Source organism: Rahnella sp. GSA61A (assembly GCF_019969905.1).
In the GTDB taxonomy this organism is placed as follows: domain Bacteria; phylum Pseudomonadota; class Gammaproteobacteria; order Enterobacterales; family Enterobacteriaceae; genus Rahnella; species Rahnella aceris.
Window position 1 is genome coordinate 120,955 of the sequence record NZ_JAHXYO010000008.1, and the last position, 15,784, is coordinate 136,738.

The 15,784-nt window shown below is 52.2% G+C and carries 12 protein-coding genes; 4 read left to right on the plus strand and 8 right to left on the minus strand.

Translation table 11 applies throughout. The features are described from left to right. Window positions 1-206: 206 nt before the first annotated feature. On the minus strand, window positions 207-1,310 hold the full coding sequence (gene asd, locus LC431_RS12585; RefSeq protein WP_223509930.1) for an aspartate-semialdehyde dehydrogenase: 1,104 nt from the start codon (window positions 1,308-1,310) through the stop codon (window positions 207-209). Window positions 1,311-1,520: 210 nt separating this feature from the next. Between asd and LC431_RS12590 the strand changes: the two genes are divergently transcribed. Beyond that, entirely contained in the window at window positions 1,521-2,114 is a 594-nt protein-coding gene (locus tag LC431_RS12590) for a YhgN family NAAT transporter (protein WP_013573548.1), read from the plus strand. A gap of 104 nt (window positions 2,115-2,218) precedes the next feature. On the opposite strand, the gene gntT is transcribed toward LC431_RS12590, so the two are convergent. Continuing rightward, window positions 2,219-3,535, minus strand: coding sequence for a gluconate transporter (gntT, locus tag LC431_RS12595; RefSeq protein WP_013573545.1), 1,317 nt, complete (start codon window positions 3,533-3,535; stop codon window positions 2,219-2,221). A gap of 246 nt (window positions 3,536-3,781) precedes the next feature. Between gntT and LC431_RS12600 the strand changes: the two genes are divergently transcribed. After that, on the plus strand, window positions 3,782-4,297 hold the full coding sequence (locus LC431_RS12600; protein WP_037033722.1) for a gluconokinase: 516 nt from the start codon (window positions 3,782-3,784) through the stop codon (window positions 4,295-4,297). A gap of 121 nt (window positions 4,298-4,418) precedes the next feature. Here LC431_RS12600 and gntR read toward each other — a convergent pair whose 3' ends face one another. From gntR to LC431_RS12625, 5 genes are all read right to left on the minus strand, one after another. Further along, the gene (gene gntR / locus LC431_RS12605; RefSeq protein WP_014411484.1) at window positions 4,419-5,414 is read right to left on the minus strand and encodes a gluconate operon transcriptional repressor GntR; all 996 of its coding nucleotides are present in this window, start codon (window positions 5,412-5,414) and stop codon (window positions 4,419-4,421) included. 105 nt (window positions 5,415-5,519) lie between these two features. After that, window positions 5,520-6,437 (minus strand): LacI family DNA-binding transcriptional regulator, encoded by a 918-nt coding sequence (locus LC431_RS12610; RefSeq protein ID WP_119261101.1) that lies wholly within the window; start codon window positions 6,435-6,437, stop codon window positions 5,520-5,522. 13 nt (window positions 6,438-6,450) lie between these two features. After that, window positions 6,451-7,833 carry a glycoside hydrolase family 1 protein gene (locus tag LC431_RS12615; RefSeq protein WP_013573541.1) on the minus strand — a complete coding sequence of 461 codons (1,383 nt, stop codon included), beginning with the start codon at window positions 7,831-7,833 and terminating at the stop codon, window positions 6,451-6,453. A 53-nt stretch (window positions 7,834-7,886) separates the two neighbouring features. Next, the gene (locus LC431_RS12620) at window positions 7,887-9,215 is read right to left on the minus strand and encodes a PTS cellobiose transporter subunit IIC (protein ID WP_013573540.1); all 1,329 of its coding nucleotides are present in this window, start codon (window positions 9,213-9,215) and stop codon (window positions 7,887-7,889) included. Beyond that, entirely contained in the window at window positions 9,212-9,535 is a 324-nt protein-coding gene (locus tag LC431_RS12625; RefSeq protein WP_013573539.1) for a PTS sugar transporter subunit IIB, read from the minus strand. Before LC431_RS12625 ends, LC431_RS12620 begins: the two co-directional genes overlap by 4 nt. Window positions 9,536-9,935: 400 nt before the next feature. Between LC431_RS12625 and LC431_RS12630 the strand changes: the two genes are divergently transcribed. Beyond that, window positions 9,936-12,656 (plus strand): autotransporter outer membrane beta-barrel domain-containing protein, encoded by a 2,721-nt coding sequence (locus tag LC431_RS12630; protein ID WP_223509931.1) that lies wholly within the window; start codon window positions 9,936-9,938, stop codon window positions 12,654-12,656. A 64-nt stretch (window positions 12,657-12,720) separates the two neighbouring features. Here LC431_RS12630 and LC431_RS12635 read toward each other — a convergent pair whose 3' ends face one another. Beyond that, window positions 12,721-13,416 (minus strand): pirin family protein, encoded by a 696-nt coding sequence (locus LC431_RS12635; RefSeq protein WP_013573537.1) that lies wholly within the window; start codon window positions 13,414-13,416, stop codon window positions 12,721-12,723. Window positions 13,417-13,653: 237 nt separating this feature from the next. On the opposite strand from LC431_RS12635, the gene LC431_RS12640 reads away from it, so the two are divergent. Then, window positions 13,654-15,750 carry a hypothetical protein gene (locus LC431_RS12640; RefSeq protein ID WP_223509932.1) on the plus strand — a complete coding sequence of 699 codons (2,097 nt, stop codon included), beginning with the start codon at window positions 13,654-13,656 and terminating at the stop codon, window positions 15,748-15,750. The last annotated feature ends 34 nt before the right edge of the window (window positions 15,751-15,784 follow it).

Consider the following 15,784-nt stretch of genomic DNA (forward strand, 5'->3'; position numbering starts at 1 on the left):
TTCTACTAAGCATAGACAAAGGTTCGAAAAATCAGCGGGAAGAAACCGATGAATTTTTCGCAAAATGAAATACAGAGAGTTGCGCTGGAAAAAGGCGGATAAACGGTGAAGTGATTGATGACAGAATCAAAAACGGGACACCGTGCTGGTGTCCCGCAGGGAAATCTTTACAAAGAAAACAGGGCAGTTTTCAATATTGCATCGCGTTAGAGAAGAATACGCAGCATGCGGCGTAAAGGCTCTGCCGCGCCCCACAGCAGCTGATCACCCACGGTGAATGCAGACAGATATTGCGGGCCCATATTCAGTTTACGCAGACGGCCGACCGGTGTGTTCATGGTGCCGGTGACAGCCGCTGGCGTCAGTTCACGCATCGACAGTTCGCGGTCATTTGGGATCACGCGAACCCAGTCATTATGCGAAGCCAGCATCTGTTCGATTTCCGGAATTGACACGTCTTGTTTCAATTTCAGCGTGAAAGCCTGGCTGTGACAACGCAGCGCGCCGATACGAACACACAGGCCATCCACCGGAATAATGCTGGAAGAGCCGAGAATTTTGTTGGTTTCCGCCTGACCTTTCCATTCTTCTTTGGTCTGGCCGTTATCGAGCTGTTTGTCGATCCACGGGATCAGACCGCCCGCCAGCGGAACACCGAAGTTATCGGTTGGCAACGTACCGCTGCGGGTCAGCGCGGTCACTTTACGTTCGATGTCCAGAATGGCGGACGCCGGGTTTTCCAGCTCTTTCGCCACACTGCTATGCAGCATACCCATCTGGGTCAGCAGTTCACGCATGTGACGCGCACCGCCGCCGGAGGCTGCCTGGTACGTGGCGACAGACGCCCACTCGATCAGGTCATTCGCAAACAGGCCGCCGAGCGACATCAGCATCAGGCTGACGGTACAGTTACCGCCCACAAAGGTTTTAATGCCTTTGTCGATGCCCTGATGGATCACTGCGCTGTTCACCGGGTCAAGGATGATTATCGCGTCATCTTCCATTCTCAGAGAGGATGCTGCGTCAATCCAGTAGCCAGACCAACCGATTTCACGCAGCTTAGGATAGATTTCATTGGTATAATCGCCGCCCTGACAGGTGATGATAATGTCCAGCGCGCTCAGAGCGTCCAGATCATAGGCATCCTGCAAGGTTCCGGACTGACCCGTGAAAGAAGGCGCGGCCTGACCGTGCTGAGAGGTGGAGAAGAATACCGGACGGATAGCGTCGAAATCGCGTTCTTCAATCATGCGTTGCATGAGTACAGAACCGACCATCCCGCGCCAGCCAACGAAACCTACATTTTTCATAATATCTGTCCTGCCCTGAGGGTGATAACTGCTTAAAACGGCTTGAACGCGCGTTTGCACTAAGTTAGTGCCTGTTTTGATGCACTGTGCCCCGTTAACGCGCTGGTCTACCACCTTACAAAATGTAGTAGAAGTGGCAAGTGAATTTAATCAATAGTGCAGCTTTTAATAGCAGCGCAACTTATAACAGGCATTTTTTCTGAGGTAGTCATGACCGAAATGATTTCAGCAACCATTTTGCTGTTTTTAATTATGGATCCGCTGGGCAACTTACCGATTTTTATGTCGGTTTTAAAACATCTCGACCCGAAACGTCGCCGGGTCGTGTTAATCCGCGAAATGCTGATCGCACTGATCCTGATGCTGATTTTCCTGTTCGCCGGGGAAAAAATCCTGTCGTTCCTGAATTTACGTACCGAAACCGTGTCGATTTCCGGCGGTATTATTCTTTTCCTGATTGCTATCAAAATGATTTTCCCGTCAGAAGAGAAAAGCAGCAGCGGCCTGCCAGCCGGTGAAGAACCCTTCCTCGTACCGATGGCAATCCCGCTGGTTGCTGGCCCGTCGATTCTCGCGACGCTGATGCTGCTTTCGCACCAGTACCCGAATCAGATGAGTCATCTCACGCTGGCGCTGTTTATCGCCTGGGGCATGTCGATGGCGATCCTTCTGCTGTCGAACCTGTTCCTGCGCCTGCTCGGCGACAAAGGCGTCAGCGCCCTCGAACGCCTGATGGGCCTGATTCTGGTGATGCTCTCAACACAGATGTTCCTTGATGGGATCAGGGCGTATCTGAAGATTTAGCAGCAGAAAAAACGAAAAAGGCGAGCCACGCGGCTAATGCCGGTCACTTAAGGTGACCGGCATTAAGCCACGCGGCTCGCCTTTTATATGCTAACAATTTGTCGTCAGACGACCATCGACAACAGCAGACATCCCGCCAGACCGCACAGGGAAATGATGGTTTCCAGCACAGACCAGGATTTGAAGGTTTCGACAATGCTCAGGTTGAAATATTCCTTGAACAACCAGAAGCCCGGATCGTTGACGTGCGAGAAAATCACGCTGCCGGAACCGACGGCGATCACCATCAGTTCAGGGCTGACGCCCGTGGTGGCGATCAGTGGCGCGGCAATACCGCCCGCAGTAATCGCTGCCACGGTAGCAGACCCCAATGCGATACGCAGAACCGCCGCAATGGACCAGGCCAGCAGGATTGGCGAGAGCGTGCTGCCGTCCATCAGAGCTGCAATGTATTTTTCAATACCGCTGTCCACCAGCACCTGTTTAAACGCACCGCCGCCGCCGATGATTAACAACATCATCGCGATGATTTTGATGGAATCGGTCACAGTTGCCATCACATCTTCCATCTTACGGCCACGGTTCAGACCGAAAGTGAAGATAGCGATCAGCACCGCAATCAGCGTTGCCATCACCGGGTCGCCGAAGAATTCAGCATACGCCAGCACCGGATGCCCTTTCGGCAGGATCATTTCGCAAAGTGCGCGGAATGCCATCAGAATAACCGGCACCAGTGAAGTCGCGACGCTGACGCCAAAGCCCGGCATCTCTTCTTCCGTGAAGGTTTTCGGGTTAAACAGACCTTCAGGCACCGGTTTGTCGATACCTTTCAGGAAGCGCGCATACACCGGCCCTGCCAGAATCACCGTCGGCACCGCCAGCAGTGAACCAAACAGCAGTGTTTTACCCATATCCGCATGGAAAATCGTCGCAATCGCCGTCGGACCAGGGTGCGGAGGCAGGAACCCGTGTGTGACGGATAACGCGGCCGCCATCGGAACCCCGACATACAGCAATGGTAAACGCGCCGCCGCGGCCACAGTGAAGACCAGTGGTAACATCAGCACGAAACCGACTTCATAGAACAGGGCAAACCCGACGATGAAACCTGTCAGCACGATCGCCCACTGAATGTGCTCACGGCCAAACTTTTCGATAAGGGTGGTCGCGATACGTTGTGCGCCACCGCAATCCGCCAGCATTTTACCGAGCATGGCACCGAAGCCCATGATCAGCGCAAGACTGCCAAGCGTCCCACCCACCCCGTTTTTGATCGAGGTGATAACTTTATCGACCGGCATTCCCTGCATAATCCCCACCGCCAGCGCGACAAGAATCAGTGCAATGAAGCCATTAAGCTTAAATCGGATCATAAGTAACAACAGCAGTGCGACACCCACCGCTACAATAACTAATGGCATATTCTTCCCCTCACGCTGTCACCCGGGTATGACTAAAAACCGGGTGAAGCATTGTTTTTAATTTTCAAGATGTTGTAGGAATTAACAGTGCTACGGGTACAGACCGCGACCGCTAAAACAGCAGTGCATTCCTTTGTGATATTAGTCACATCTCCATTTGTTACCGGTATCATGATACCGGTAACATGGTAATATTAGGACTCACTACGCAGTAAAAATGTTCATTTTGGGATAGAGATCATACTTATGGCAGGACAAAGCATCATTCTGATGGGCGTGTCAGGCAGCGGTAAATCCACCGTCGGCGCGGCACTGGCCCGTGAAATTAACGCGAAATTTATCGACGGCGATGATCTTCATCCCCGCGCCAATATTCAAAAGATGGCCAGCGGCACGCCACTGAACGACGATGACCGCGCGCCGTGGTTATTGCGTCTCAACGACGCGGCTTACAGCCTGCGCCATAAAAATGAAACCGGCATCATTGTCTGTTCTGCACTGAAGCGTCGCTACCGTGACGCCCTGCGTAAAGACAACGAAGGCATGGTGTTCATCTACATGAAAGGCAGTTTTGAAGTGATCGCCGAGCGCCTTAAAGCGCGTGCCGGACATTTCATGCCGACCGATTTACTGCGCAGCCAGTTCGATGCGCTCGAAGAACCGGGCGAAGACGAACCGGATGTGTTGCGCGTGAATATCGATCACAAGTTTGAAGGTGTGGTAGATCGCTGCGTTGCAGCCCTCAAAACAATTCAGAAGTAAGACTTTCTCCTCCCCCTGCGAAGGGGGAGGTGGGGAGGGGGTTTTAATGGCTGAGCTGTCATCCGCAAAACCAACACCCCATCCCGGCCTTCCCCTCGTGAGAGGGGAAGGAGCAAAGAAATCAAATACTTCCACCCGCAGATATCGTAAACCCGACATCCACCATTCTCGGCACCACTTCTTCGCCGCGAAGTCTCGCCAGCAGACGTTCGGCGGAGATTTGCCCCATTCTTTCGCGCGGTGTCAGCACGCTGGCGAGTGGTGGCTCCATCGCCTGCCCCATGTTGTGCCCATGAAAACCGGCAATCGCCATTTGTGAAGGGATTTTCAGCCCCTGGCGCTGACATTCAAAAAATGCGCCCGCCGCGAGGTCATCGTTGGTACAGAAAATACTGTCGATTTGTGGCCAGTCTTTTTGCGCCTGACGCAGTAATTCCGCGCCGCCACTGTAACTGGAAGAACGGCTGGTCATCACACTGTAAGGCTCCAGACCGGATTCACGCATCGCCTGTTCGTAACCCTGCTGTTTGATAATGGTTCGCTCATCCTGACGAGCGCCGAAATACACCACATGACGATGGCCGCGCGCGATAATTTGTTGCGTCATCTGCCGCGCGGCTTCGAAGTTGTTGAAGCCGACCGCCAGATCCACACACGGCGATACACAGTCCATCATCTCCACCACCGGAATACCGGCCACTTCAATCATCTTCAGCGTACGCGCGGTGTGATGGCGTTCGGACAAAATCAGTCCGTCGATATTGTAGGAAAGCAGTGAAGTCAGACGCTGTTCTTCGCGCTCCTGGCTGTAGCCGTAGTGCGCCAGCATGGTCTGATAACCGTGGATATCAGTCACGCTTTCGATGCCGCGCAGCACTTCCGCAAACACCTGGTTGGTCAGCGACGGCAGCAGCACACCGATGGCGCGGCTTTTAGCGTTAGAAAGAATGTCCGGTGCGCGGTTGGGGATGTAGCCCAGCTCGTCGAGCGCCGCAGAGATTTTTTCCTGCAACGCGCCGGAAACCTGTTCAGGGTTACGCAAATAACGGCTGACCGTCATTTTGGTGACGCCCACCTTGTCGGCAACATCCTGGAGTACGGGTCTTTTTTTCTTCATATTCATCAAAGAGATGGGCCGCTGAAAAGGTTAAGGGATCAGAGCGTGATGTTAGCAAACAATCGCGCAGGCGGATATCCGTTGCTGCGCGACATGAGAGGTTTATCAGGAAGGTAACGAAAGCTGGCCGCGAACCGGTGCGCTGGGATTGGCGGAGAACTGGCCGGTCAGCAGCGCCATCGCGCGTTGTGCCAGGGTTTCCAGCGGATAGGCAATCGCCGGAACAGCAGACACGCCCGGTGGCAGCGTACTGTCGAGACTGAACACCATCACATTTTCAGGCACAGCGCGCCCGTGCAGGGCGAGCTGACGGAGTGCATCCTGCGCGGTGGCATCGTCCGGCACCAGCAACGCATTGAACGGCACGTTCTGTGCCAGCAGTTTCGTCAGCGCATCTGCGCCGCTGTGCTCCAGCCGCCGGTCGTAAGGCAGCAGGAACTTCTCCAGTGCCAGATGATATCCCTGCAAGATTTGTCCGGCGGTTTCGCTGTTTTCCGCGTTGATCAGGGCAATCTGCCGGCGCCCTTGTTTGAGCACATACTGGCAGGCAGTTTCGGCGGCAAAGCTGCGGTCAAAGTGAATGCTGCGTGCTGAATCCGCATCCAGACAATCAATGGTGATCACGTTTTCCGGCAATGCCGGCAGCGGAAAACGCGCACCGATCACAATCATCGCATCGCACAGACCGCGGCCAATTTCAGCTACGGAATGCGTCAGGCTCGCTGCGTCGGTGGCAAAGCGCAGCAGCAGATACTTCTGATTCAGCCGCAACTCTTTTTCCAGCGCGTGGAGATAACCGGTGGACTGATTGATGTTTTCGGTCGCACAAATCACGCCGATACAACCGGTAGACTGCGTGGACAGCGACTGCGCAATCACGCTCGGTTTATATTGCAGTGTTTCCACCGCCTGCATCACAGCCAGGCGGCTTTCTTCTTTGACACCGCGGCTGCCACTCAGGACACGGGACACCGTCGCTTTCGACACCTTCGCCAGCCGCGAAACGTCGTTAATGTTTGCCATGTCTTTCCTTGTGTTAATCGAAACCGTTATTTTTAGACACCGCCGCGAACCATTCGCCGCTTTTCTTCACCGTACGCTTCTGCGTTTCCAGATCCAGCTGGATGAAACCATACCGGTTTTTATAGGCATTCATCCATGACCAGCAATCAATAAATGTCCACATGTGATAACCCAGGCAACCACTGCCTTCCTGCAAGGCGCGGTGCAGCCATTTCAGGTGCCCGCTGACAAACTCGATGCGGTAATCATCATCAATCCGCCCCGCCTGTTCAAAGCGCAGTTCATTTTCCACACCCATGCCGTTTTCGGAAATGAAACAGCGCGGATTACCGTAGTTTTCACGCAGATTGGTCAGAATATCGTAAATGCCCTGCTCGTAGATTTCCCAGCCACGGTGCGGGTTCATTTTACGTCCCGGCATGACATAGTTATCGAAGAACCATTCCGGCATAAACGGACTTTCCGGATTAACCATACTGTCGCGGCACTGAATACGGCGCGGCTGGTAATAGTTGATGCCGAGTAAATCCACCACACCCTGTTGCAGCAGTGCTTTATCGCCCTGCTGGCAGGCCGGAAGCTGATCGTATTTGTTCAGCAATTCCACCAGTTCCTGCGGATATTCACCGCGCAGCGCCGGATCGAGGAAGCTGCGGTTAAACATCAGGTCCGCAATGTTAGCGGCTTTCAGGTCAGCCGGATTCTGTGACCGCGGATAAGACGGCGTAAGGTTAAGAATAATGCCGATTTCACCGCCAGAATTGCGGGCGCGATAGGCCTTCACTGCCAGCGAATGGGCCAGCATAGTGTGATACGCCACGGTGGCAGCCCGTTTGAAATCCACCACGTTCGGGTAATGGAAATCATACAAATAACCGCCTTCCACCGGCACCACCGGTTCGTTGAACGTAAACCAATGCTTCACGCGGTCACCGAACAGCTCGAAACAGGTATCGGCGTATTTTGCGTAAGCCTGCACGACGTCCCGGTTTTCCCAGCCGCCGAGTTCCTGCATCGCCATCGGCATATCAAAGTGGAACAGATTGATAAACGGCTGTACGCCCTGCGCCAGCATTTCGTCGATCACCTGGTTATAAAACGTGACCGCTTCCTGATTCACTTCACCACGCCCGTTGGGGATCAAACGCGCCCAGGAAATCGAGGTGCGGAAGGTGTTGTGATTGAGCTGTTTCAGCAGCGCGATATCTTCGCGCCAGTTTTTGTAAAACGTCGAGGTATCCTGCGGACCGACGTCATTGTGAAAGCGCGTCGGCTGTTGTGAATACCAGTGATCCCACACCGTCGCGCTTTTTCCGTGGCTCAGGGTTTCACCTTCCGTCTGCGGCGCTGAACTGGCACTGCCCCACCAGAATTCTTTTGGAAATGCGTATTTCATCGTCATCCTCGCTGTCCGTTAGCTTTACGTTTTTAACTGAATTATTTGACTGTTTAACTGTTTGCCGGCACGGCATTGCCCGCCGTCTGTGCCAGGGCTTTTTCCGCTTCCTGTTTCAGCAACGTACGTTCATAGGCTTTCAGGAACGGATAGTACATAACGGCTGATAACACCATACAGAACAGGCACATAATTACCGGGCTGAATGCCCAGTTTGCGGCCCATGACGCACCGATTGGCGCAGGCGTTGTCCAGGGTGTGAGCGAGACCACCTGCGCGACCCAGCCGAGTTTGGTGGCGGTGTAAGCAAAAATAGCGTTCAGCATCGGCACCAGCGTAAACGGCAGGAAGAATACCGGATTCATGATAATTGGCGTGCCAAACAGGATCGGTTCATTGATGTTAAAGAAGCTCGGCACCACCCCCATCCGGCCAATGGTGCGCAGGTGCACGGCCTTGCTGCACAGCAATAAAATCGCCAGCGGTAAGGTCGACCCCACGCCGCCAATTAACAGATAGTGATCCCAGAATCCTTGCAGATAAATGTGTGGCAATGGCGCACCGGCCTGCAACGCCGTCTGGTTGAGCGCCAGATTGGTCATCCAGAACGGGTTCATGATGCCGGTGACAATCAGCGCGCCATGAATCCCCGCAAACCACAGTACCTGACAGATAAACACTGAAATCAAAATCGCTGGCAGGGAATCCGACGCAGAAACCAGCGGTGCCAGCAAATGCATGATGGCTTCAGGAATTATCATGCCGGTGGTGGACTGAATAAACAGGTTCAGCGGGTGCAGCGTGGCGACAATCGCCACCACCGGGATCAGAATTTCAAACGAGCGCGCCACGCCGGTCGGCACTTCTTTCGGCAGGCGGATGGTGATATTGCGGCGCTTGAGCAGCGCATACACTTCGGCGGCATAAATCGCCGTCAGGATCGCGGTGAAGATGCCTTCGCCGGAGAAATACTGCGTCGAGATTTGTTTGTCATGATACGGCGCAGCCACCAGCAGAAACGCCATAAACGCCAGTAAACCGGTCATGATCGGATCAAGCTTGTAGTGTTTGCCGAGGCTTGCGCCAATGCCTACCGAAATAAAAAACGTCATCACGCCCATGCTCAGATACCACGGCAACATCAGCTGCTCGCGGTATTTCAGCGACAGATCCAGCCACCCGCGCGCAAATCCCATGGTGGTATCCGGCGAGAATGGCGGGAAAATAAAGACCAGCATGAACGAGCCGATAATCATAAAAGGCAGCGCAGCGATAAAGCCGTCGCGGATGGCGATCACATGCCGCTGCTGGCCAACGCTGCCCGCCAGGGGCGTGATGTGTTTTTCGATGACGTTAACCATCGCCTGATAAAGGCCACTCATACGCGGCTTCCTTCCTGTGCGATCAGGCCGTAAGCGAAGTCGAGCACGTTATCGCCGCGCTGCATGCCGTAATCCATCATGTTGATGGTTTCGACCGGAATGTTGAATTCTGCCGCTCTGGCAGATAAATCAGCCTGCATGTAACGCACCTGAGGTCCGAGCAGTACCACCTGATAATCACGGAATTTTTCATCAAACTCGCTGGCACCGAATGCATCAATCTGCACCTCTTCTCCGCGTTCCGCCGCCACTTCTTTCATCTTGCGCACCAACAAACTGGTCGACATCCCCGCCGAACAACAAAGCATGATTCTTTTCATTTTGCTTCACTCCGAGATGATTAATGTTCTGCCCTTTTTAGCCTGTTGAGGGTATTTGAGGCTTTATGGAAACCGGTTTCCATGGCTTCAGGGAAAATGTGCGAACCTGTTCATAAAATTTCACGGTGATTGTCCGGCAATGTGAAACGTTTCACATTTTGCGCATTTTTCATTCGCGCAGTAAGAAACTCACGCTACAGGAAAAACCAGATAACAATTATCACGGAGGGATTAAATTACTCATCAGCAGGATATTTAAAACCGTCAAAAATCAAAATAAAACCTGATTAATATCACGCACTATGTGATGTTAAAAATTGATATGGAATGATTTTGTCGGTGGGAAATTAATCAATACATTGTCCGGCATTCACCGCTTATTATCTTTAAGGAATGCCTGATGCCGGCGTTTAACACCTGTAAAATTACACGATGTATTCTGCTGGCGTGTTGCCTGCCCAATATTGCCGTCATGAGCGCCAGTGCGGCAAATTACACCCTGCCACTGCTGCTGACGAACAATCAAAAGCTGACCTTATCCACCAAGGATAACGAAAATATTGTCGCCGATAACCCGTTGATAAAATATGGCATTATGGTCAATAACGGCGCAGAACTGACGTTCCTGGCTAACACGTTCAACGCTTCCGGCAGCCAGCTTGGCTCCTCGCTTGTCGCGCAAAATGGCGGTGTCATTAATATCGGGAAAGATTCCGTGATTAATCACAACAGTCAATCCGGGGAAATTTCCCATGCGGTGACGATACAAGATGCAGGCAGTGTTTTAAATATCAACGACGCGACCCTTAATTCTAACAGTGCGGCAGTGGTGATTAATAATAACGCCACCGCGAATATGATTAATACCACAATTAACGCCAATAATGCGGATAATGCCGTTGAGGTGAATAATGGCGCCACGCTGAATGCCACCGGGCTGGCTGTTAATCATCTTTCGGGAATGTCCAGCAGTTCGGCAATAGCCATCAACAATGCCGATGCCACATTACTGAATACGTCAATTTTATCTCAGGTTCGCCAGGGGATAAGTATCGACGGGTCCGCTGACCGCTTCTCAAATGTCACTTATGATCGCGGAACCATCATCACAGAGAAAGATCAGAGCAATGCCGTGATATTGTCATTCGGTAATTTACAAATGAAGAATGTCGACATCCACACCTCCGGGCAATATGGCAACGGCGTGATGCTGGAAAACGACAGCAATGTACGGATCAACGGCGGATCCATTACCACGAAGGCGACGTCCACTAACGGCATAACATTCCTCGGCGCTAACAACCTGATTCTGGAAAATGAACTGCTTATTTCCACACCGGGCAATGCCTCCGTCGGCCTGTCACTGAGCGGCGCCCCCATGACAGACGATCAGTGGCAAAACGTTCGCATTGATAACGCGACCATAAACAGCGGCAATATCGGCATCAGCAAGATTTACAACGGTAATGCGCAAGTGATCATCGAAAACGCCGCCCGCATTGTCGGTATTAACGCGGCCATGACCTTTGCCGATAACGGCACCAGTACGGTGAATGTCAGCGGTAAAAGCCAGATTATCGGCAATATTATCAATGCGACGACGGCGAAAACCGATGTCACACTGGATGCCTCCGTGCTGACCGGCTCGGTACAAAACCTCAATTCACTGGCGCTGAATAATCAGTCGGTGTGGAATCTGACTGGCGATTCCGTGCTCGGGGATTTATCGCTCGATAACAGCCTGATGAACTTCACCCAACCGCAGCAGGGGGCATTCCACACACTTACCGCCAGCACGCTTTCCGGCAACGGTGCCCTGAATTTCAACACGCAACTGGGCAGCGATAATTCCCCCACCGATTTACTGCATGTTCAGGGTAACGCCAGCGGCAATTTTGGGGTGCTGGTGCGCAATGCCGGGGGCAATGGTGCGCTGACGACAGGCGACGGGATCCGTCTGGTGCAGGTGGATGGGGATGACACATCGTCGCTGAAATTGCTGAGAAAAGTCAGTGCGGGGGCATACGATTATTATCTCTATAAAGGCGGCAGTACGTCGCCAAAAGACTGGTATCTGCGCACCTGGCTCGAGCCGGTGCCGCCGCCGGAACCAGTGCCTGATCCTGACCCGACCCCTAACCCGACACCGGAGCCCACACCGCAACCTGAACCCACACCTAAACCGGTGATCGCCTACCGGACGGATGTCGTGGGTTACATTGCCGCGCCCTTCCTTAACCGGCAGTACGGCTTTAGCTCAATGGGGTCTTATCACGAACGTACCGGCGATAGCGTCAAACGTGCTCAGGATGGCACATGGGCACGCGTCGGCGGATCGCATGATAATTATGATGTAGGTCGCTTCAGTTTTGACAGCGACATTCGTTATATCCAGATCGGCAAGGATTTGTATCAGGATGAGACACCGCGCGGGAATAATGTGCATGCCGGGGTGATGATTTCGCTGGGGGATCAGAAAACCAGCAGCTCGGACAGCGCCCGCGGGCTGGTCGGTGAATCCACCGATACCGGAGATGTGTCTACCGATGCTTACGGCATTGGCGGCTATTACACCGTGCAGACCGACAGCGGCGCGTATCTGGATTTCGTCGGGCAAGTCACCGATTACCACACCGAATTCCAGAGTGAAACGGAAGCTAAACAGGACGGCTACGGCGTGGCGCTTTCAGCGGAAAGCGGCATTCCCTTTGCAATAACCCAAAGCTGGAGGCTCGAACCCCAGGCGCAGGTGATTTATCAGTATCTGCATATGAGAGGGTTCAATGACGGTATTGCCGCGGTAGCGAAAACCGCCGACAACAGCGTACAGGCACGCGGCGGTTTGCGGCTTTCTCATCAGCCTCAGGTAGATCAGCCCAACATTACGCCATACCTGAATATCGACGCGGTATCGACGCTCAGCGATGCGCCCGCCGTCACCATCGGCAGCACTGAGATTTCACCTGATTTCTCGCAAAGCGCCTGGAAAGCAGGTGGCGGGATCACGGCGCCATTGAGTAAAAATGCATCGTTTTACACCAGCGTGAATTATCAGCGTGGCTTTGACGGAAAACAGGAAGGTTACCGGGGCAATATCGGTATTAATGTCAGCTTCAAATGACGAATGAATGATGCAAAAAAAGGCGATGCCGGAGCACCGCCTTTTGCTTTTGACTTCACCATGATCAGACTGGCGGCAGGTCAAACAGCAGAATTTCGCTGTCTTCCTCTGCGTGAACGGACAATGCCGTTTCATCCCAGATCGCCAGCGCATCACTCTGCCCGGCTTTCTTACCGTTGATGGACACGGTGCCTTTTACCACCTGGATCCACACGCGGCGGTCAGCCTGAATCTGATAAACCGACTGTTCATCTTTTTTCAGCGCCCAGCGGGACAACTCCATATCCTGGAACACTTTCAGCGAACCGTCGCGGGCATCCGGTGAAAGCACTAACTGGCGACCCTGCGGCGCATCGAACATGCGCTGTTCGTAACGCGGTTCCAGCCCTTTTTGATTCGGGATAATCCAGATCTGATAAAGGTGCAGTTTACGGTCACTGTTACCGTTGTATTCAGAGTGTGTCACCCCGGTCCCGGCGCTCATAATCTGGAATTCCCCCGCCTGGATCTGTTCTTTATTGCCCATGCTGTCCTGATGTTCCACGGTGCCTTCCAGCACATAGGTCAGAATTTCCATGTCTTTATGCGGATGCTTACCAAAACCCTGTCCTTCATCGATAAAGTCTTCATTGATCACCCGCAGTGCGGAGAATCCCATGAATTGTGCATCGTAATAATCGGCGAAAGAGAAGGTGTGCCAGCTTTCCAGCCAGCCGTGGCTGGCGTGACCGCGTTCTTGTGCCTGACGTAAATAGATCATGTTCAACTCTCCTCAATGTTTTCTCTAGTCTAGTCAACGCCTGAGAATAAGAAAGCGTAAAAACTTCACCCCTCTGTTCAAAAAATATGAACAAATGCAGGTGACTCAATCCAAAGGATTTGAGGAAGGTTGAGGTAAATTGTTCTTGTACAGGTTGCTTAATTACCCATCGGTACAATACTCAAAGAAGAAACTCCTTAAGGTAAATTAATGTGACATCTGTTTCCGGAAATTATCATGATTAACCGCCGCGAGTTGATCGCGGGAATAACCGGTGGTGTAGTGTCGGCGGGATTATTTAAAGCCGTTGAAATTAATCCGGATAAAATGATTAGCGCGAGCAACATTATGGCGTTAAGAAACCTCCCTGCGCCTGCTGACCGGACCTGCGCGATGGTTTTGGGATATTACTTTGCCGGAGATGGTGCGCCAAAACTGGTTTACTGGGATGCGAACAGTGAGAAAGAGGCCAATCAGGGCACCGTTATTTCCTCGTTAAAATCCGCTAAAGGCCGCTGGTTGCAATTACATAACGGCGTCATGGATTTTCGTCAGTTTGGTATAGTTAACCGACAAAATGCTGCAGATGCGGCACTGAAGGCGATGATCAGTGATCCGCTTATTCACCGGATTGAAGCACATACCTCGCTGAATTTCATGTCGCGCCATCGCTTTAACCGTTCGAATATCACCCTCGATTTTAATGGCCAGACAGTGACCGCGACAGGACTGGAAACCCTGGCAGATGCCAAAAATAATTACCTCTCCGCTATTTTCTTTTTCAGGGGAATAGCAGAAGAAAAAACATCAATATCCCTTCTCAGGGATCCTTTGCCTTTATTGTCAGAAATCTATCCGGTAGATGACAGCAGCTTATATCCTGTCGGCCAGTGGTATTGCCTGGAATCGGACAAAGTCTCCGGCCACTGGGAACGCAAAATACAACGACTGGTGCAGGTGACAGAATGCATTGATGAAACGCATATCCGGCTCAATTACAGAAGCGGCTGGGCGCTGGACGCCCAAAGTCAACTGCACTGGCGCAAAGTCACGCCGGTTGAAAATGTCTGTATTCAGAACATGCATTATTTCGCAGAGGGGCAGCTGGCTAATAGCAGTTCCCAGCCGGTCGCCTTCGAATATGCCATTTATTGCGATGTTCTGAATGTTCATGCTCAGGGGACATTCTGGTCAGTCATTTTCCGTCGCTGGAATACCTTCTTTCGCACCGAACAATGCTCGCTGACTAATCCACCTTCGGTTTCCTGGGGCGGCGCAGGCTATCTGACTCAGCAAATTTACTGTCAGTATGGCGTGATTACGGACTGTACGGCATCCAATGCCCGGCATCTTAACGATTTCACCGCCAGCTCTTCCTGCGTGGTAAAGCACTGTCACAGCAACGGTGACAGTTCCGGTGCTTTCGTCACGCACGGTCAGTATGAACATGATCTGCATTTTACGGCCAACTCCGGCATCCTGACACTGGCCAATTCCGGCAAACCCTGGGGACAGTCGGCGGCACGTATTGTCATCAACCAGCACCATTGTTCTATGCTGACAGCCGACACGCACGTTACTGATCTGACCTTAACGGATGTGCACATTTACCGGAGTGTGGAACAGGATAATCTCGGCATATTGCGCCTGAATTGCGACGGACTGACGGTGCAAAACTGCAGCCTCAGCGGAGAACTGACATTACTGCAAAACAGTCAGCGCAGTATCAAAATGAACGTATTCGAAAACTGCGGGTTCGTACTGGATCCTCGCCATGATTCCACTATCAGTAACCTGGCGCCGGATGACCCGTTTATTGTTTCTCATCCTGCTGCCGAAGCCCGGAATTCCATTAATGGCCGTTCGCTGCTGTATTTTTCCCATTGCCAGTTTAAAGGAACGGACAAAGATGTTTCGCTGTTAATTAAAAATAAAGAAGTTAACTTTAACGCCTGCCGTCTTGAAAATGTGTCCCTTATTTTAACGGCTGATGAACCTCAGAAAATCGTTATTAATGGTGATTCCACACTGTCCAGCGATCAGGCCTCCCGGCCTTTACTTTCACGGACCGGCGAACATCCTGTGACCTGGCGATTAGGCCCAATGCAAACTGAAGTGACCGGTGACGATCAGCTTCATATTCACATTACCGCCGGTATTAATCATTATCAGGCGCATCACGTGACATTCACGCACGGTAAGCGGTTATTCACAGATAAGGCATTTTCCCGTCCGTCTTATTTTATTGAACAGAACAATATCATGATAAATACCCGATCCGTTGTGCCAGCCAGTACAGGGCCGCATATTGTGGTTGAAAATACGGAGATATAACAAAATAAAGTGGCTCACCTCTGAGCCTTAAAAG